General features: G+C 50.6%; 20 protein-coding genes, 1 tRNA gene and 1 pseudogene. 14 read left to right on the top strand and 8 right to left on the bottom strand.

Going from position 1 to position 17514, the window contains the following annotated elements:
* The 4 genes from frdC to blc all read left to right on the top strand — a co-directional run bounded on the left by frdC (position 1) and on the right by blc (position 2584).
* On the top strand, positions 1-396 hold the full coding sequence (gene frdC, locus E0D98_RS08375; RefSeq protein WP_000208757.1) for a fumarate reductase subunit FrdC: 396 nt from the start codon (positions 1-3) through the stop codon (positions 394-396).
* Between the two features lie 10 nt (positions 397-406).
* A complete protein-coding gene (gene frdD, locus E0D98_RS08370; protein ID WP_001299198.1) occupies positions 407-766 on the top strand; it encodes a fumarate reductase subunit FrdD in 360 nt (119 codons plus the stop codon).
* A gap of 62 nt (positions 767-828) precedes the next feature.
* The gene (locus tag E0D98_RS08365) at positions 829-1962 is read left to right on the top strand and encodes a BlaEC family class C beta-lactamase (RefSeq protein ID WP_001299193.1); all 1134 of its coding nucleotides are present in this window, start codon (positions 829-831) and stop codon (positions 1960-1962) included.
* Between the two features lie 88 nt (positions 1963-2050).
* Positions 2051-2584: a lipocalin Blc gene (blc, locus tag E0D98_RS08360; RefSeq protein ID WP_001238378.1), complete on the top strand. Its 534-nt coding sequence runs from the start codon at positions 2051-2053 to the stop codon at positions 2582-2584.
* Here blc and sugE read toward each other — a convergent pair.
* From sugE to efp, 4 genes are all read right to left on the bottom strand, one after another.
* A complete protein-coding gene (sugE, locus tag E0D98_RS08355; RefSeq protein WP_000118482.1) occupies positions 2581-2898 on the bottom strand; it encodes a quaternary ammonium compound efflux SMR transporter SugE in 318 nt (105 codons plus the stop codon). The genes blc and sugE overlap by 4 nt on opposite strands.
* A 181-nt stretch (positions 2899-3079) precedes the next feature.
* Positions 3080-3226 (bottom strand): lipoprotein toxin entericidin B, encoded by a 147-nt coding sequence (gene ecnB, locus E0D98_RS08350; protein WP_000239596.1) that lies wholly within the window; start codon positions 3224-3226, stop codon positions 3080-3082.
* Between the two features lie 110 nt (positions 3227-3336).
* On the bottom strand, positions 3337-3462 hold the full coding sequence (gene ecnA / locus E0D98_RS08345) for a lipoprotein antitoxin entericidin A (RefSeq protein WP_000977757.1): 126 nt from the start codon (positions 3460-3462) through the stop codon (positions 3337-3339).
* A gap of 51 nt (positions 3463-3513) precedes the next feature.
* On the bottom strand, positions 3514-4080 hold the full coding sequence (gene efp / locus E0D98_RS08340) for an elongation factor P (RefSeq protein WP_000257278.1): 567 nt from the start codon (positions 4078-4080) through the stop codon (positions 3514-3516).
* Positions 4081-4121: 41 nt separating this feature from the next.
* Here efp and epmB point away from each other — a divergent pair, with 41 nt between their 5' ends.
* Both epmB and E0D98_RS08330 read left to right on the top strand, forming a co-directional pair.
* A complete protein-coding gene (gene epmB, locus E0D98_RS08335) occupies positions 4122-5150 on the top strand; it encodes an EF-P beta-lysylation protein EpmB (RefSeq protein WP_000940530.1) in 1029 nt (342 codons plus the stop codon).
* Positions 5151-5539: 389 nt separating this feature from the next.
* Positions 5540-6409 carry a YjeJ family protein gene (locus E0D98_RS08330; protein WP_001008049.1) on the top strand — a complete coding sequence of 290 codons (870 nt, stop codon included), beginning with the start codon at positions 5540-5542 and terminating at the stop codon, positions 6407-6409.
* A 202-nt stretch (positions 6410-6611) separates the two neighbouring features.
* Here the strand turns inward: E0D98_RS08330 and E0D98_RS08325 are convergent, their stop codons facing one another.
* The 3 genes from E0D98_RS08325 to E0D98_RS08315 all read right to left on the bottom strand — a co-directional run bounded on the left by E0D98_RS08325 (position 6612) and on the right by E0D98_RS08315 (position 9086).
* A complete protein-coding gene (locus E0D98_RS08325) occupies positions 6612-6965 on the bottom strand; it encodes a DUF4156 domain-containing protein (RefSeq protein ID WP_000558209.1) in 354 nt (117 codons plus the stop codon).
* A gap of 137 nt (positions 6966-7102) precedes the next feature.
* On the bottom strand, positions 7103-8749 hold the full coding sequence (groL, locus tag E0D98_RS08320; RefSeq protein WP_000729117.1) for a chaperonin GroEL: 1647 nt from the start codon (positions 8747-8749) through the stop codon (positions 7103-7105).
* A gap of 43 nt (positions 8750-8792) precedes the next feature.
* Positions 8793-9086 (bottom strand): co-chaperone GroES, encoded by a 294-nt coding sequence (locus E0D98_RS08315; RefSeq protein ID WP_001026276.1) that lies wholly within the window; start codon positions 9084-9086, stop codon positions 8793-8795.
* Between the two features lie 275 nt (positions 9087-9361).
* Between E0D98_RS08315 and yjeH the strand changes: the two genes are divergently transcribed.
* The gene (gene yjeH, locus E0D98_RS08310; protein ID WP_000015837.1) at positions 9362-10618 is read left to right on the top strand and encodes an L-methionine/branched-chain amino acid transporter; all 1257 of its coding nucleotides are present in this window, start codon (positions 9362-9364) and stop codon (positions 10616-10618) included.
* Between the two features lie 15 nt (positions 10619-10633).
* Here yjeH and E0D98_RS08305 read toward each other — a convergent pair whose 3' ends face one another.
* Positions 10634-11110 carry an FxsA family protein gene (locus E0D98_RS08305; RefSeq protein ID WP_001267448.1) on the bottom strand — a complete coding sequence of 159 codons (477 nt, stop codon included), beginning with the start codon at positions 11108-11110 and terminating at the stop codon, positions 10634-10636.
* Positions 11111-11446: 336 nt separating this feature from the next.
* Between E0D98_RS08305 and aspA the strand changes: the two genes are divergently transcribed.
* The 7 genes and pseudogenes from aspA to E0D98_RS08270 form a co-directional block, all read left to right on the top strand.
* A complete protein-coding gene (aspA, locus tag E0D98_RS08300) occupies positions 11447-12883 on the top strand; it encodes an aspartate ammonia-lyase (RefSeq protein WP_000069437.1) in 1437 nt (478 codons plus the stop codon).
* 117 nt (positions 12884-13000) lie between these two features.
* Positions 13001-14302, top strand: a complete 1302-nt coding sequence (dcuA, locus tag E0D98_RS08295) for an anaerobic C4-dicarboxylate transporter DcuA (RefSeq protein WP_000961959.1) — start codon at positions 13001-13003, stop codon at positions 14300-14302.
* 115 nt (positions 14303-14417) lie between these two features.
* The gene (gene cutA, locus E0D98_RS08290; protein ID WP_000883400.1) at positions 14418-14756 is read left to right on the top strand and encodes a divalent cation tolerance protein CutA; all 339 of its coding nucleotides are present in this window, start codon (positions 14418-14420) and stop codon (positions 14754-14756) included.
* The gene (gene dsbD / locus E0D98_RS08285; RefSeq protein WP_000068978.1) at positions 14732-16429 is read left to right on the top strand and encodes a protein-disulfide reductase DsbD; all 1698 of its coding nucleotides are present in this window, start codon (positions 14732-14734) and stop codon (positions 16427-16429) included. Before cutA ends, dsbD begins: the two co-directional genes overlap by 25 nt.
* A 36-nt stretch (positions 16430-16465) precedes the next feature.
* On the top strand, positions 16466-17041 hold the full coding sequence (locus E0D98_RS08280) for a transcriptional regulator (RefSeq protein WP_001188520.1): 576 nt from the start codon (positions 16466-16468) through the stop codon (positions 17039-17041).
* 106 nt (positions 17042-17147) lie between these two features.
* A tRNA-Phe gene (locus tag E0D98_RS08275) sits at positions 17148-17223 on the top strand.
* A gap of 196 nt (positions 17224-17419) precedes the next feature.
* Positions 17420-17514 (top strand): annotated as a pseudogene (locus E0D98_RS08270) (Arm DNA-binding domain-containing protein); the annotation flags it as partial.

The raw sequence follows: 17514 nt of genomic DNA, 5'->3' as shown, positions 1-17514 counted from the left end.
ATGACGACTAAACGTAAACCGTATGTACGGCCAATGACGTCCACCTGGTGGAAAAAATTGCCGTTTTATCGCTTTTACATGCTGCGCGAAGGCACGGCGGTTCCGGCTGTGTGGTTCAGCATTGAACTGATTTTCGGGCTGTTTGCCCTGAAAAATGGCCCGGAAGCCTGGGCGGGATTCGTCGACTTTTTACAAAACCCGGTTATCGTGATCATTAACCTGATCACTCTGGCGGCAGCTCTGCTGCACACCAAAACCTGGTTTGAACTGGCACCGAAAGCGGCCAATATCATTGTAAAAGACGAAAAAATGGGACCAGAGCCAATTATCAAAAGTCTCTGGGCGGTAACTGTGGTTGCCACCATCGTAATCCTGTTTGTTGCCCTGTACTGGTAAGGAGCCTGAGATGATTAATCCAAATCCAAAGCGTTCTGACGAACCGGTATTCTGGGGCCTCTTCGGGGCCGGTGGTATGTGGAGCGCAATTATTGCGCCGGTGATGATCCTGCTGGTGGGTATTCTGCTGCCACTGGGGCTGTTTCCGGGTGATGCGCTGAGCTACGAGCGCGTTCTGGCGTTCGCGCAGAGCTTCATTGGTCGCGTATTCCTGTTCCTGATGATCGTTCTGCCGCTGTGGTGTGGTTTACACCGTATGCACCACGCGATGCACGATCTGAAAATTCACGTGCCTGCGGGCAAATGGGTTTTCTACGGTCTGGCTGCTATCCTGACAGTTGTCACGCTGATTGGTATCGTTACAATCTAACGTATCGCCAATGTAAATCCGGCCCGCCTATGGCGGGCCGTTTTGTATGGAAACCAGACCTTATGTTCAAAACGACGCTCTGCGCCTTATTAATTACCGCCTCTTGCTCCACATTTGCTGCCCCTCAACAAATCAACGATATTGTGCATCGCACAATTACCCCGCTTATAGAGCAACAAAAGATCCCCGGTATGGCGGTGGCGGTAATTTATCAGGGTAAACCTTATTACTTTACCTGGGGCTATGCGGACATCGCCAAAAAGCAGCCCGTCACACAGCAAACGTTGTTTGAGTTAGGTTCGGTCAGCAAAACATTTACGGGCGTGCTTGGTGGCGACGCTATTGCTCGAGGGGAAATCAAGTTAAGCGATCCCACAACAAAATACTGGCCTGAACTTACCGCTAAACAGTGGAATGGGATCACACTATTACATCTCGCAACCTACACTGCTGGCGGCCTGCCATTGCAGGTGCCGGATGAGGTGAAATCCTCAAGCGACTTGCTGCGCTTCTATCAAAACTGGCAGCCTGCATGGGCGCCAGGAACACAACGTCTGTATGCCAACTCCAGTATCGGTTTGTTCGGCGCACTGGCTGTGAAGCCGTCTGGTTTGAGTTTTGAGCAGGCGATGCAAACACGTGTCTTCCAGCCACTCAAACTCAACCATACGTGGATTAATGTACCGCCCGCAGAAGAAAAGAATTACGCCTGGGGATATCGCGAAGGCAAGGCAGTTCATGTTTCGCCAGGGGCGTTAGATGCTGAAACTTATGGTGTGAAGTCGACCATTGAAGATATGGCCTGCTGGGTACGAAGCAATATGAATCCCCGTGATATCAACGACAAAACACTTCAGCAAGGGATACAACTGGCACAATCTCGCTACTGGCAAACCGGCGATATGTATCAGGGCCTGGGCTGGGAAATGCTGGACTGGCCGGTAAATCCTGACAGCATCATTAACGGCAGTGGCAATAAAATTGCACTGGCAGCACACCCCGTAAAAGCGATTACGCCCCCAACTCCTGCAGTACGCGCATCATGGGTACATAAAACAGGGGCAACCGGCGGATTTGGTAGCTATGTCGCGTTTATTCCAGAAAAAGAGCTGGGTATAGTGATGCTGGCTAACAAAAACTATCCCAATCCAGCGAGAGTCGCCGCCGCCTGGCAGATTCTCAACGCTCTACAGTAAAATTTCATCGGGTCCGAATTTTCGGACCTTTTCTGCGCTTTTCCTTGCTGTCATCTACACTTAGAAAAAAACCAGTAAGGAAACATTTATGCGCCTGCTCCCTCTCGTTGCCGCAGCGACAGCTGCATTTCTGGTCGTTGCCTGCAGTTCTCCTACGCCGCCGCGTGGCGTGACCGTAGTGAATAATTTCGACGCTAAACGCTATCTCGGTACCTGGTATGAGATTGCCCGTTTTGATCACCGCTTTGAACGTGGACTGGAAAAAGTCACCGCAACATACAGCCTGCGTGATGACGGCGGCCTGAATGTCATTAATAAAGGCTATAACCCTGACAGAGGAATGTGGCAGCAGAGTGAAGGGAAAGCGTACTTTACCGGCGCACCAACTCGCGCTGCGCTGAAAGTGTCATTCTTTGGTCCTTTCTATGGCGGTTATAACGTTATTGCACTCGATCGGGAATACCGCCATGCGCTGGTTTGCGGCCCGGACCGCGACTACCTGTGGATACTCTCCCGCACGCCAACCATTTCTGACGAAGTGAAACAGGAGATGCTGGCAGTCGCGACCCGGGAAGGGTTTGATGTCAGTAAGTTTATTTGGGTACAGCAGCCCGGTAGTTAGTGAGTGCTGAGTTTCAGACCAATAATCCCCAATACGATTAACGCCAGACTCGCCAGGCGCATCGGGTTAGCGGACTCACCGAGCAGCACAATGCCGGTGATAGCCGCGCCGACTGCGCCAATACCCGTCCACACGGCATAAGCCGTCCCTACTGGTAACGATTTCATCGCCCAGGCAAGTAGCGCCATACTGACAATCATCGCCGTCACGGTAATAACACTCGGCGTCAAACGACTAAAGCCGTGGGTATATTTCAGGCCAACGGCCCATACCACTTCCAGCAGACCAGCAATAACTAAGATAATCCAGGACATATCAGGCTCCGGAGAATTGGGGCCGTCCCCGGTGAAAAGAGGCGTTTGCAGGTCGTCCTGCAAAGCTGATGGTTGAACGGATATTTTGCCAGGTGGCAGGGGAATTTCAACTATTACCTTAGTGACTATCGCAGAAAAAACAAACGGCACGACATACCTGTCGTACCGTTATTGCTTATTGCTATTGCTGCGCTTTCGTTGCTGCGCCAGAAATCGCGTTACCGCCATCAGAAATGTCTTCTCCAACGCCACGCGTGGTGTTGCAGGCAGTTAATACTGTTGAAAGCACCAGAACAGAAAAGATCGCTGCAATTGTCTTCTTCACCATAACGTCTTCCTTTTAGGTAATGTTATTTATGTTTGCCTATAGCAAATTAATAATAGACAACATCGCCAAAAATGACGGAAATCTGATGATTTTTCGGAAGAGAAGAAAAATTAGCTGGCAGCGCGAGAGATGGAGTTGCCGAGATGTTTGATGTCTTCGCCGAAACCGCGAGCGGTGTTACAGCCCGTGAGCAGCGTGCTGGCAAGCAAAACAAGAACGATAAGGCGTTTCATCATCTCTGACCTGAATAAGTGATGGTGCAGCCTGCAGGCCGCACCACAACCGCATTACTTCACGCGAGAGACGTATTCACCAGAGCGGGTATCCACTTTGATGACTTCGCCGATTTGTACGAACAGCGGAACCTTAACCACAGCGCCAGTAGACAGGGTAGCCGGTTTGCCGCCAGTACCTGCGGTATCACCTTTCAGGCCCGGATCGGTATCAACGATTTCCAGTTCAACGAAGTTCGGCGGAGTAACGGAGATCGGCTGACCATTCCACAGAGTTACGATACACTCTGCCTGATCCAGCAGCCATTTAGCGTTGTCGCCAATTGCTTTTGCATCAGCAGACAGCTGCTCGAAAGTTTCGTTGTTCATGAAGTGCCAGAACTCACCGTCGTTGTACAGGTAAGTCAGGTTCATATCGACAACATCAGCGCCTTCAGCGGAATCAGTAGATTTGAAGGTTTTTTCTACGCGAGTACCGGTCAGCAGACGACGCAGTTTAACGCGAGCAAATGCCTGGCCTTTACCCGGTTTTACGAATTCACTCGCTTCAACCGCGTAAGGTTCGCCGTCTAACATGATTTTAAGACCAGCACGAAAATCGTTGCTATAGTACGTTGCCATAAGGCCCTCTGAAATTTGTTAATTGGTAGCTAAGCCACAAAATGGCGCATATTGTAACCCTAAATACCCCATCCAGAGAAGATTGGTTAACGCAACTTGCCGATGTTGTGACCGATCCTGATGAACTTCTGCGTCTTTTGAATATAGACGCGGACGAAAAACTGTTGGCCGGACGCAGCGCCAAAAAGCTGTTTGCCCTGCGTGTGCCCCGCTCATTTATCGATCGCATGGAGAAAGGCAATCCGGACGATCCTCTTTTGCGTCAGGTACTTACCTCGCAAGATGAGTTTGTCGTCGCGTCCGGATTCTCCACCGACCCGCTGGAAGAACAGCACAGCGTAGTGCCTGGTTTGTTGCATAAATACCACAACCGGGCGCTTTTGCTGGTCAAAGGCGGCTGCGCGGTAAATTGCCGCTATTGCTTCCGTCGCCACTTCCCCTATGCCGAAAATCAGGGCAACAAGCGTAACTGGCAGACTGCTCTTGAGTATGTTGCTGCGCATCCGGAACTGGACGAGATGATTTTCTCCGGCGGCGATCCGCTGATGGCGAAAGATCACGAGCTGGACTGGTTGCTCACACAACTGGAAGCCATCCCGCATATCAAACGTCTGCGGATTCACAGCCGTCTGCCGATTGTGATCCCGGCACGTATCACCGAGGCGCTGGTTGAACGCTTTGCCCGTTCTACGCTGCAAATCTTGCTGGTGAATCACATCAATCATGCCAATGAGGTAGATGAAACGTTCCGTCAGGCGATGGCTAAATTGCGCCGTGTCGGTGTCACCCTGCTTAACCAGAGCGTTCTGTTACGTGGTGTGAACGATAACGCACAAACGTTGGCAAACCTGAGTAATGCGTTGTTCGATGCCGGCGTGATGCCGTATTACCTGCATGTGCTAGATAAAGTACAGGGCGCGGCGCATTTTATGGTGAGTGATGACGAAGCACGGCAGATTATGCGTGAGTTGCTGACACTGGTGTCGGGTTATCTGGTGCCGAAACTGGCGCGAGAAATCGGCGGCGAACCCAGCAAAACGCCGCTGGATCTCCAGCTACGCCAGCAGTAACTGATTAAACAGGGAAGTTAAACATTAGCCTGATGCGCTACGCTTATCAGGCCTACATTGTGCATTGAAATTGAATGGATTTGCAATGAACTGTAGGCCGGATAAGGCGTTTACGCCGCATCCGGCAAGAGCAACAAACGCAAGTACAGCAACCTGTCATTAAACTGGGAAATTTAATCTTTGCCCGTTGCATAACCTTTAATTATTCATATACATTGCTGTTGTTACTCTTTATATAGCCAACACCAATAATTAACCTTTCTTTTCTGTTTATATAGAGTGAGTACGGCTATTTATGTTATTTTAACAACTATTACTACCAAGCCCATTTATCTGGCTTATAAATTAAAATTAATTATTTAATTGAGAAATGGTTAGGGAGAACCTACATGGCCATAAGCATCAAGGGTGTTAATACCGGTGTTATTCGCAAGAGTAATAATTTCATTGCACTGGCGCTGAAAATTAAAGAACCTCGCAATAAAGAATCGTTGTTCTTTATGTCTGTCATGGAACTGCGCGACCTGCTGATTGCGCTGGAAAGTCGTCTGCATCAAAAGCATAAACTGGATGCTGCTGCACGCCTTCAGTATGAGCAAGCTCGCGATAAAGTCATTAAGAAAATGGCAGAAAACATCCCAGAAATTCTGGTTGATGAGCTTAAAAATGCCGATATTAATCGTCGGGTTAACACGCTGGAACTTACCGATAATCAAGGCGAAAATCTTACCTTCGTATTAACGCTACATGACGGTAGCAAATGTGAGTTAGTCGTCAATGAGTTGCAGATTGAAATGCTGGCGCGAGCAATCATTCATGCAATTAATAATGCGGAAATGCGTGAACTGGCATTACGTATTACCTCACTGTTAGATTTCCTGCCGTTATATGACGTTGACTGCCAGGAAAATGGCAATCTGGAATATGACACCTATTCCCAACCGGAATGGAAACATAACCTGTTCGACCATTATCTGGCGGTGCTTTACCGCTTTAAAGATGAAAGTGGCAAAGAACAATTTAGCGGCGCAGTGGTGAAAACGCGTGAAGCAACGCCGGGTAAAGAAATAGAGGCGATCACTCGCCGAATGCTTGATTTCAGCCCACGACTGAAAAAACTCGCGGGTGTGCCATGTCAGGTCTATGTTCGCACCGTAGCGGCGAATAACGCCCAACCGCTAACCCAGGATCAATGCTTACGCGCGCTGCATCACTTACGTGTTCAATCCACCAGCAAAACTGCACCACAGGCGAAATAATCTCATCTTTGCTAATGCGAGGCTGGAGCCATCCAGCCTGAAATCACTGATAACGTGATCGTTGGTCATGCCGGATGCGGCGTAAACGCCTTATCCGGCCTACAAATTCTCAAGCATTCAATCAGTTGCAATGCCTGCTGTAGGCCTGATAAGCGAAGCGCATCAGGCAATGATACGTTTGTCACCCAGCCTCTGGATCACATCAGTTCGGGCACTTATAAACCTGACCGATAATCTGGCTATCCGTCGGGACAAAACTGGACAACATTCCCTGCGACGGGCTGCTGATGCCATAAATCACGTTACCGCCCATTGCAGCCGCCTGGTTGCGCAGATCGTTTGCTGCGCCGCGCATAGAACCGCCCTCTTCTCCGTGTTGCCCGGAAAGCCAGTTGCTTTGCTTACCTGTCGCAGTACCAATCAGCTGGCACTCTGCGCCTGGCTGCTCGTCCACAATGCGTACACTCTGACCGGCAGCACTCAATTCGTTGCTGGAGCTACAACCCGCCATCAGTAGCGCGGCACCGACAATCCCTGCTAAGTATTTTACGTGCATGTTATTCCCCATAATCAATGAGCTGGACGCCACTCGCGTCGTCCGTGTCTGAATCTTATACTAGAAAGATGACCAAAAGAAAAACCCCCAGACATTTCTGCCCGGGGGTTTGTTTATTTCTGCGAGGTGCAGGGCAATTACATCATGCCGCCCATGCCACCCATGCCGCCCATACCGCCAGCAGCGCCTAAGTCAGCTGCATCATTTTTCGGCAGGTCGGTAACCATGCACTCGGTGGTGATCATCAGGCCAGCCACAGAAGCCGCGTACTGCAGAGCAGAACGGGTTACTTTGGTTGGGTCCAGGATACCCATGTCGATCATGTTGCCGTATTCTTCGGTTGCTGCGTTGTAACCGTAGTTGCCGTCGCCGCCTTTAACGGTGTTAGCAACAACAGACGGTTCTTCGCCGCAGTTCAGGACGATCTGACGCAGCGGAGCTTCCATTGCACGCAGTGCAACTTTGATACCCACGTTCTGGTCTTCGTTCTGACCACGCAGGTCAGCCAGTTTAGACGCTACGCGGATCAGCGCAACACCACCACCAGCAACCACGCCTTCTTCTACCGCAGCACGGGTCGCGTGCAGGGCGTCTTCAACGCGTGCTTTTTTCTCTTTCATTTCAACTTCGGTAGCAGCACCTACTTTGATAACTGCAACGCCGCCTGCCAGTTTCGCTACGCGTTCCTGCAGTTTTTCACGGTCGTAGTCAGAAGTTGCTTCTTCAATCTGCTGACGGATCTGAGCAACACGGCCCTGGATTGCAGCTTCTTCACCCACGCCATCGATGATAGTGGTGGTGTCTTTGTTGATCACAACACGTTTAGCCTGACCCAGGTCTTCCAGGGTTGCTTTTTCCAGCTCCATACCGATCTCTTCAGAGATTACGGTACCGCCAGTCAGGGTTGCGATATCCTGCAGCATAGCTTTACGACGATCGCCGAAGCCCGGAGCTTTAACCGCAGCAACTTTCACGATGCCACGCATGGTGTTAACAACCAGAGTTGCCAGCGCTTCGCCTTCTACATCTTCAGCGATGATCAGCAGCGGTTTGCCTGCTTTGGCAACGGCTTCCAGAACCGGCAGCATTTCGCGGATGTTGGAGATTTTCTTGTCAGCCAGCAGGATGAACGGGCTTTCCAGTTCTACTGCGCCAGTTTCCGGCTTGTTGATGAAGTAAGGAGACAGGTAGCCACGGTCGAACTGCATACCTTCAACCACGTCCAGTTCGTCCTGCAGACCGGTACCGTCTTCAACGGTGATAACGCCTTCTTTACCGACTTTGTCCATCGCTTCAGCGATCAGTTTACCTACGGTTTCGTCGGAGTTAGCGGAGATGGTACCAACCTGAGCAATCGCTTTAGAGTCAGAGCACGGTACGGACAGCGCTTTCAGTTCTTCAACTGCAGCGGTAACGGCTTTGTCGATACCACGTTTCAGGTCCATCGGGTTCATGCCCGCAGCAACAGCTTTCAGACCTTCAGTGATGATAGCCTGAGCCAGTACGGTTGCAGTGGTGGTACCGTCGCCTGCAGCGTCGTTCGCTTTAGAGGCAACTTCTTTCACCATCTGCGCACCCATATTTTCGAACTTGTCTTCCAGTTCGATTTCACGAGCAACGGAAACACCATCTTTGGTGATGGTCGGTGCACCGAAAGATTTATCCAGAACTACGTTACGGCCTTTCGGACCGAGGGTAACTTTCACTGCATCTGCCAGTACGTTTACGCCGCGCAGCATTTTCACACGAGCGTCGTTACCGAATTTTACGTCTTTAGCTGCCATTATCTTTATTCCTTAAATTCGTATGTTCAGTGTCGTGCGCGGATTACGCTTCAACAATTGCCAGAATGTCGCTTTCGGACATGATCAACACTTCTTCATTGTCGATCTTCTCGGATTTCACACCGTAGCCATCGTTGAAAATAACGATGTCGCCAACTTTCACGTCCAGCGGCTTCACTTCGCCATTTTCAAGGATACGGCCATTGCCGACAGCCAGCACTTCGCCGCGGGTGGATTTAGCCGCTGCAGAGCCGGTCAGAACGATGCCGCCAGCAGATTTAGTTTCAACTTCTTTACGCTTGACGATCACGCGATCATGCAATGGACGAATATTCATTGATAACTCTCCTTTGAGAAAGTCCGTATCTGTTATGGGTGACGCCGGACCTTACATGGTTTCCCGGCTGGTGACCAGAGAAATGGGGATGAGGCTTCGCCCCTTCAAGGGGGAAAAAGAAAAAAAATTCTGATCAGCACAAAATCGGGTGAAAACCCTGATTCACCTCACATTTCATCGCAATTTCTTCATCGCCGTCATAAGCGAATCTGATTGTGCTACCATCGAAAATCTACGCAGTTGCCCAAAATTTGGGCGCAATCGGACATCAACCCATGAGTGGACTCAAACAAGAACTGGGGCTGGCCCAGGGCATTGGCCTGCTATCGACGTCATTATTAGGCACTGGCGTGTTTGCCGTTCCTGCGTTAGCTGCGCTGGTAGCGGGCAATAACAGCCTGTGGGCGTGGCCCGTTTTGATTATCTTAGTGTTCCCGATTGCGATTGTGTTTGCGATTCTGGGTCGCCACTATCCCAGCGCAGGCGGTGTCGCGCACTTCGTCGGTATGGCGTTTGGTTCGCGACTTGAGCGAGTCACCGGCTGGTTGTTTTTATCGGTCATTCCCGTGGGTTTGCCTGCCGCGCTACAAATTGCCGCCGGGTTCGGCCAGGCAATGTTTGGCTGGCATAGCTGGCAACTGTTGTTGGCAGAACTCGGTACGCTGGCGCTGGTGTGGTATATCGGTACTCGCGGTGCCAGTTCCAGTGCTAATCTACAAACCGTTATTGCCGGACTTATCGTCGCGCTGATTGTCGCTATCTGGTGGGCGGGCGATATCAAACCTGCGAATATCCCCTTCCCGGCACCTGGTAATATCGAACTTACCGGGTTATTTGCTGCGTTATCAGTGATGTTCTGGTGTTTTGTCGGTCTGGAAGCATTTGCCCATCTTGCCTCGGAATTTAAAAATCCAGAGCGTGATTTTCCTCGCGCATTGATGATTGGTCTGCTGCTGGCAGGATTAGTCTACTGGGGCTGTACGGTAGTCGTCTTACACTTCGACGCCTATGGTGAAAAAATGGCGGCGGCAGCATCGCTTCCAAAAATTGTAGTGCAGTTGTTCGGTGTAGGAGCGTTATGGATTGCCTGCGTGATTGGCTATCTGGCCTGCTTTGCCAGTCTCAACATTTATATACAGAGCTTCGCCCGCCTGGTCTGGTCGCAGGCGCAACATAATCCTGACCACTACCTGGCACGCCTCTCTTCTCGCCATATCCCGAATAATGCCCTCAATGCGGTGCTCGGCTGCTGTGTGGTGAGCACGTTGGTGATTCATGCTTTAGAGATCAATCTGGACGCTCTTATTATTTATGCCAATGGCATCTTTATTATGATTTATCTGTTATGCATGCTGGCAGGCTGTAAATTATTGCAAGGACGTTATCGACTACTGGCGGTGGTTGGCGGGCTGTTATGCGTTCTGTTACTGGCAATGGTCGGCTGGAAAAGTCTCTATGCGCTGATCATGCTGGCGGGGTTATGGCTGTTGCTGCCAAAACGAAAAACGCCGGAAAATGGCATAACCACATAATCCGGCGTTTCGACATTAATCCTGGCGATCGTCTTTATGATCAAGGCGGTCGCGCTCATCATCCTTTCGCTGGTACTCACCATCAAAAGTATTACCACCACCGGTCCCGGCGCTAAAACCGCCGCCTGGCATACGAGAAAAGCGCAAATGCGGCATCAACTTCACTGTCAGATGCTTTTGCACCGGCGGTAATAAAAGCAGAAGACCGAGGAAGTCGGTGAAAAAGCCCGGTAATAAAAGCAGCAAACCGGCAATGATCAGCGAAACACTTTTAATCATCTCCGCCGCTGGGTTTTCACCCGCCGCCATTTTTTGCTGCATCAGCACGAAATTCTTAAAGCCCTGGTTACGTACCAGTGACATCCCGATAACTGACGTGAATATAACCAGCACGAGGGTCAGCAATACCCCCAATACATGGGCAACCTGAATAAAGATTGAAATCTCAATATAGACATAAAGGAAAATGGCAATAAAAGGTAACCAGCGCAAAGGTTTCTCCTGTAATAGCAGCCGGTAAAACCCGGCTACCTGAATGGGTTGCGAATCGCGTTCAGCTTATATTGTGGTCATTAGCAAAATTTCAAGATGTTTGCGCAACTATTTTTGGTAGTAATCCCAAAGCGGTGATCTATTTCACAAATTAATAATTAAGGGGTAAAAACCGACACTTAAAGTGATCCAGATTACGGTAGAAATCCTCAAGCAGCATATGATCTCGGGTATTCGGTCGATGCAGGGGATAATCGTCGGTCGAAAAACATTCGAAACCACATATATTCTGTGTGTTTAAAGCAAATCATTGGCAGCTTGAAAAAGAAGGTTCACATGTCAAACAACATTCGTATCGAAGAAGATCTGTTGGGTACCAGGGAAGTTCCAGCTGATGCCTACTATGGTGTTCACACTCTGAGAGCGATTGAAAACTTCTATATCAGCAACAACAAAATCAGTGATATTCCTGAATTTGTTCGCGGTATGGTAATGGTTAAAAAAGCCGCAGCTATGGCAAACAAAGAGCTGCAAACCATTCCTAAAAGTGTAGCGAATGCCATCATTGCCGCATGTGATGAAGTCCTGAACAACGGAAAATGCATGGATCAGTTCCCGGTAGACGTCTACCAGGGCGGCGCAGGTACTTCCGTAAACATGAACACCAACGAAGTGCTGGCCAATATCGGTCTGGAACTGATGGGTCACCAGAAAGGTGAATATCAGTACCTGAACCCGAACGACCATGTTAACAAATGTCAGTCCACTAACGACGCCTACCCGACCGGTTTCCGTATCGCAGTTTACTCTTCCCTGATTAAGCTGGTAGATGCGATTAACCAACTGCGTGAAGGCTTTGAACGTAAAGCTGTCGAATTCCAGGACATCCTGAAAATGGGTCGTACCCAGCTGCAGGACGCAGTACCGATGACCCTCGGTCAGGAATTCCGCGCTTTCAGCATCCTGCTGAAAGAAGAAGTGAAAAATATCCAACGTACCGCTGAACTGCTGCTGGAAGTTAACCTTGGCGCAACAGCAATCGGTACTGGTCTGAACACGCCGAAAGAGTACTCTCCGCTGGCAGTGAAAAAACTGGCTGAAGTCACTGGCTTCCCATGCGTACCGGCTGAAGACCTGATCGAAGCGACCTCTGACTGCGGCGCTTATGTTATGGTTCACGGCGCGCTGAAACGCCTGGCTGTGAAGATGTCCAAAATCTGTAACGACCTGCGCTTGCTCTCTTCTGGTCCACGTGCCGGCCTGAACGAGATCAACCTGCCGGAACTGCAGGCGGGCTCTTCCATCATGCCAGCTAAAGTAAACCCGGTTGTTCCGGAAGTGGTTAACCAGGTATGCTTCAAAGTCATCGGTAACGACACCACTGTTACCATGGCAGCAGAAGCAGGTCAGCTGCAGTTGAACGTTATGGAGCCGGTCATTGGCCAGGCCATGTTCGAATCCGTTCACATTCTGACCAACGCTTGCTACAACCTGCTGGAAAAATGCATTAACGGCATCACTGCTAACAAAGAAGTGTGCGAAGGTTACGTTTACAACTCTATCGGTATCGTTACTTACCTGAACCCGTTCATCGGTCACCACAACGGTGACATCGTGGGTAAAATCTGTGCCGAAACCGGTAAGAGTGTACGTGAAGTCGTTCTGGAACGCGGTCTGTTGACTGAAGCGGAACTTGACGATATTTTCTCCGTACAGAATCTGATGCACCCGGCTTACAAAGCAAAACGCTATACTGATGAAAGCGAACAGTAATCGTACAGGGTAGTACAAATAAAGAAGGCACGTCAGATGACGTGCCTTTTTTCTTGTGAGCAGTAACTTAAAAATAACAACCTAATATCAACTTGTTAAAAAACAAGGAAGGCTAATATGCTAGTTGTAGAACTCATCATAGTTTTGCTGGCGATCTTCTTGGGCGCCAGATTGGGGGGAATAGGTATTGGTTTTGCAGGCGGATTGGGGGTGCTGGTTCTTGCCGCTATTGGCGTTAAACCCGGTAACATCCCGTTCGATGTCATTTCCATTATCATGGCGGTTATCGCCGCTATTTCTGCCATGCAGGTTGCTGGCGGTCTGGACTATCTGGTTCATCAGACAGAAAAGCTGCTGCGCCGTAACCCGAAATACATCACGATCCTCGCACCGATCGTGACCTATTTCCTGACTATCTTTGCTGGTACTGGCAACATATCTCTGGCGACACTGCCAGTTATCGCTGAAGTTGCGAAGGAACAAGGCGTCAAACCTTGCCGTCCGCTGTCTACTGCAGTGGTATCCGCGCAGATTGCGATCACCGCATCGCCAATCTCAGCGGCAGTGGTTTACATGTCTTCCGTGATGGAAGGTCATGGCATCAGCTACCTCCATCTGCTCTCCGTGGTCATCCCGTCCACCCTGCTGGCGGTTCTGGTGATGTCCTTTCTGGTCACTATGCTGTTCAACTCCAAACTCTCTGACGATCCGATTTATCGCAAGCGTCTGGAAGAGGGCCTGGTTGAACTGCGCGGTGAAAAGCAGATTGAAATCAAATCCGGTGCAAAAACGTCCGTCTGGCTGTTCCTGCTGGGCGTAGTTGGCGTGGTTATCTATGCAATCATCAACAGCCCAAGCATGGGTCTGGTTGAAAAACCGCTGATGAACACCACCAACGCAATCCTGATCATCATGCTCAGCGTTGCAACTCTGACCACCGTTATCTGTAAAGTCGATACCGACAACATCCTCAACTCCAGCACCTTCAAAGCAGGTATGAGCGCCTGTATTTGTATCCTGGGTGTTGCGTGGCTGGGCGATACTTTCGTTTCCAACAACATCGACTGGATCAAAGATACCGCTGGTGAAGTGATTCAGGGTCATCCGTGGCTGCTGGCCGTCATCTTCTTCTTTGCTTCTGCTCTGCTGTACTCTCAGGCTGCAACCGCAAAAGCACTGATGCCGATGGCTCTGGCACTGAACGTTTCACCGCTGACCGCTGTTGCTTCTTTCGCTGCGGTGTCTGGTCTGTTCATTCTGCCGACCTACCCGACGCTGGTTGCTGCGGTACAGATGGATGACACGGGTACAACCCGTATCGGTAAATTCGTCTTCAACCATCCGTTCTTCATCCCGGGTACTCTGGGTGTTGCCCTGGCCGTTTGCTTCGGCTTCGTGCTGGGTAGCTTCATGCTGTAATGACCAATCGCGGGGCGTTCAAGCCCCGCTTTCTTTCCCGCCGACTAACATCCTTCCCCCGTCCGTTGTATAGTGACCTCTCTCTTGCGGTTCCATCTGTTCTTGCGAGGTGTTTATGCTTGATGAAAAAAGTTCGAATACCGCGTCTGTCGTGGTGCTATGTACCGCACCGGATGAAGCGACAGCCCAGGATTTAGCCGCCAAAGTGCTGGCGGAAAAACTGGCGGCCTGCGCGACCTTGATCCCCGGCGCTACCTCTCTCTATTACTGGGAAGGTAAGCTGGAGCAAGAATACGAAGTGCAGATGATTTTAAAAACTACCGTATCTCACCAGCAGGCACTGCTGGAATGCCTGAAGTCTCATCATCCATATCAAACCCCGGAACTTCTGGTTTTACCTGTTACACACGGAGACACAGATTACCTCTCATGGCTCAACGCATCTTTACGCTGATCCTGCTACTTTGCAGCACTTCCGTTTTTGCCGGATTATTCGACGCGCCGGGACGTTCACAATTTGTCCCCGCGGATCAAGCCTTTACTTTTGATTTTCAGCAAAACCAACATGACCTTAATCTGACCTGGCAGATCAAAGACGGTTACTACCTCTACCGTAAACAGATCCGCATTACGCCGGAACACGCGAAAATTGCCGACGTGCAGCTGCCGCAAGGCGTCTGGCATGAAGATGAGTTTTACGGCAAAAGCGAGATTTACCGCGATCGGCTGACGCTTCCCGTAACCATCAACCAGGCGAGTGCGGGAGCGACGTTAACTGTCACCTACCAGGGCTGTGCTGATGCCGGTTTCTGTTATCCGCCAGAAACCAAAACCGTTCCGTTAAGCGAAGTGGTCGCCAACAACGCAGCGTCACAGCCTGTGTCTGTTTCGCAGCAAGAGCAGCACACCGCGCAATTGCCCTTTTCCGCGCTCTGGGCGTTGTTGATCGGTATTGGTATCGCCTTTACGCCATGCGTGCTGCCAATGTACCCACTGATTTCTGGCATCGTGCTGGGTGGTAAACAGCGGCTCTCCACTGCCAGAGCATTGTTGCTGACCTTTATTTATGTGCAGGGGATGGCACTGACTTACACGGCGCTGGGTCTGGTAGTTGCCGCCGCAGGGTTACAGTTCCAGGCGGCGCTACAGCACCCATACGTGCTCATTGGCCTCGCCATCGTCTTTACCTTGCTGGCGATGTCAATGTTTGGCTTGTTTACTCTACAACTCCCCTCTTCGCTGCAAACACGTCTCACGTTGATGAGCAATCGCCAACAGGGCGGCTCACCTGGCGGTGTGTTTGTTATGGGGGCGATTGCCGGACTGATCTGTTCACCATGCACCACCGCACCGCTTAGCGCGATTCTGCTGTATATCGCCCAAAGCGGGAACATGTGGCTGGGCGGCGGCACGCTTTATCTCTATGCGTTGGGCATGGGCCTGCCGCTGATGCTAATTACCGTCTTTGGTAACCGCTTGCTGCCGAAAAGCGGCCCGTGGATGGAACAAGTCAAAACCGCGTTTGGTTTTGTGATCCTCGCACTGCCGGTCTTCCTGCTGGAGCGAGTGATTGGTGATGTATGGGGATTACGCTTGTGGTCGGCGCTGGGTGTCGCATTCTTTGGCTGGGCCTTTATCACCAGCCTACAGGCTAAACGCGGCTGGATGCGCGTGGTGCAAATAATCCTGCTGGCAGCGGCATTGGTTAGCGTGCGCCCACTTCAGGATTGGGCATTTGGTGCGACGCATACCGCGCAAACTCAGACGCATCTCAACTTTACACAAATCAAAACGGTAGATGAGTTAAATCAGGCGCTCGTTGAAGCCAAAGGCAAACCGGTGATGTTAGATCTTTATGCCGACTGGTGCGTCGCCTGTAAAGAGTTTGAGAAATACACCTTCAGCGACCCGCAGGTGCAAAAAGCGTTAGCAGACACGGTCTTACTTCAGGCCAACGTCACGGCCAACGACGCACAAGATGTGGCGCTGTTAAAGCATCTTAATGTCCTTGGCCTACCGACAATTCTCTTTTTTGACGGACAAGGCCAGGAGCATCCACAAGCACGCGTCACGGGCTTTATGGATGCTGAAACCTTCAGCGCACATTTGCGCGATCGCCAACCGTGAACGACACTTGCAGTGGGAAAGACGGAGGAAAATAGCGTGCAACGTGAAGATGTACTGGGAGAAGCCCTGAAATTATTAGAATTACAAGGGATTGCCAACACCACGCTGGAGATGGTTGCTGAACGTGTGGATTATCCACTGGACGAGCTACGCCGCTTCTGGCCAGACAAAGAGGCAATCCTCTACGATGCGCTGCGTTATCTTAGCCAACAGATAGATGTCTGGCGTCGTCAGCTGATGCTGGACGAAACGCAAACCGCCGAACAAAAGCTGCTGGCACGTTATCAGGCGTTATCGGAGTGCGTTAAAAACAACCGCTATCCGGGCTGTCTATTTATCGCTGCCTGTACGTTTTATCCCGATCCTGGCCACCCTATTCATCAACTGGCCGATCAGCAAAAAAGCGCGGCCTACGATTTCACCCACGAACTGTTAACCACACTGGAAGTTGACGATCCGGCGATGGTAGCAAAGCAGATGGAACTGGTGCTGGAAGGCTGTTTAAGCCGAATGCTGGTGAATCGTAGCCAGGCGGATGTCGACACTGCACATCGGCTGGCGGAAGATATCCTGCGCTTCGCCCGCTGCCGCCAGGGTGGTGCATTGACCTGACAGAAACACAGAAAAGAAGCGATTTGCCGCAATCTTAAGCAGTTGAATCGCTTTTACTGAAATTAGGTTGACGAGATGTGCAGATTACGGTTTAATGCGCCCCGTTGCCCGGATAGCTCAGTCGGTAGAGCAGGGGATTGAAAATCCCCGTGTCCTTGGTTCGATTCCGAGTCCGGGCACCAAATTCATATAAACGGACCTCCACAGAGGTCCGTTTTTCGTTTCAGGACGTCACGATTTAAGCGTTCTGCCTCCAAATCAATTCTACTGAACTCAACCAGATTCCCCCCACATCAACCCCATTGTGCGGGTATAATTGCGGGTATCCCCAGTTCGACAGAATTTGTACCCTCTTTAACGCATTCAGAAGGCTGAACTATGGCACTGACTGACGCAAAAATCCGGGCTGCAAAGCCCACTGACAAGGCTTATAAACTCACTGACGGGGCTGGCATGTTCCTGCTGGTTCATCC

It is taken from the genome of Escherichia sp. KCJ4928 (assembly GCF_004352695.1).
Classification (GTDB): Bacteria; Pseudomonadota; Gammaproteobacteria; order Enterobacterales; family Enterobacteriaceae; genus ECMA0423.
This window is presented reverse-complemented; position numbering and strand designations above follow the sequence as displayed.

What these genes read in the sequence shown, in the direction of transcription:
- E0D98_RS08325 (WP_000558209.1), bottom strand. Translation starts at nt 6,965, where the DNA reads ATGCACGTAAAATACTTAGCAGGGATTGTCGGTGCCGCGCTACTGATG.
- blc (WP_001238378.1), top strand. Translation starts at nt 2,051, where the DNA reads ATGCGCCTGCTCCCTCTCGTTGCCGCAGCGACAGCTGCATTTCTGGTC.
- E0D98_RS08315 (WP_001026276.1), bottom strand. Translation starts at nt 9,086, where the DNA reads ATGAATATTCGTCCATTGCATGATCGCGTGATCGTCAAGCGTAAAGAA.
- dsbD (WP_000068978.1), top strand. Translation starts at nt 14,732, where the DNA reads ATGGCTCAACGCATCTTTACGCTGATCCTGCTACTTTGCAGCACTTCC.
- frdC (WP_000208757.1), top strand. Translation starts at nt 1, where the DNA reads ATGACGACTAAACGTAAACCGTATGTACGGCCAATGACGTCCACCTGG.
- yjeH (WP_000015837.1), top strand. Translation starts at nt 9,362, where the DNA reads ATGAGTGGACTCAAACAAGAACTGGGGCTGGCCCAGGGCATTGGCCTG.
- sugE (WP_000118482.1), bottom strand. Translation starts at nt 2,898, where the DNA reads ATGTCCTGGATTATCTTAGTTATTGCTGGTCTGCTGGAAGTGGTATGG.
- ecnB (WP_000239596.1), bottom strand. Translation starts at nt 3,226, where the DNA reads ATGGTGAAGAAGACAATTGCAGCGATCTTTTCTGTTCTGGTGCTTTCA.
- efp (WP_000257278.1), bottom strand. Translation starts at nt 4,080, where the DNA reads ATGGCAACGTACTATAGCAACGATTTTCGTGCTGGTCTTAAAATCATG.
- E0D98_RS08365 (WP_001299193.1), top strand. Translation starts at nt 829, where the DNA reads ATGTTCAAAACGACGCTCTGCGCCTTATTAATTACCGCCTCTTGCTCC.
- E0D98_RS08330 (WP_001008049.1), top strand. Translation starts at nt 5,540, where the DNA reads ATGGCCATAAGCATCAAGGGTGTTAATACCGGTGTTATTCGCAAGAGT.
- frdD (WP_001299198.1), top strand. Translation starts at nt 407, where the DNA reads ATGATTAATCCAAATCCAAAGCGTTCTGACGAACCGGTATTCTGGGGC.
- aspA (WP_000069437.1), top strand. Translation starts at nt 11,447, where the DNA reads ATGTCAAACAACATTCGTATCGAAGAAGATCTGTTGGGTACCAGGGAA.
- cutA (WP_000883400.1), top strand. Translation starts at nt 14,418, where the DNA reads ATGCTTGATGAAAAAAGTTCGAATACCGCGTCTGTCGTGGTGCTATGT.
- epmB (WP_000940530.1), top strand. Translation starts at nt 4,122, where the DNA reads ATGGCGCATATTGTAACCCTAAATACCCCATCCAGAGAAGATTGGTTA.
- groL (WP_000729117.1), bottom strand. Translation starts at nt 8,749, where the DNA reads ATGGCAGCTAAAGACGTAAAATTCGGTAACGACGCTCGTGTGAAAATG.
- ecnA (WP_000977757.1), bottom strand. Translation starts at nt 3,462, where the DNA reads ATGATGAAACGCCTTATCGTTCTTGTTTTGCTTGCCAGCACGCTGCTC.
- dcuA (WP_000961959.1), top strand. Translation starts at nt 13,001, where the DNA reads ATGCTAGTTGTAGAACTCATCATAGTTTTGCTGGCGATCTTCTTGGGC.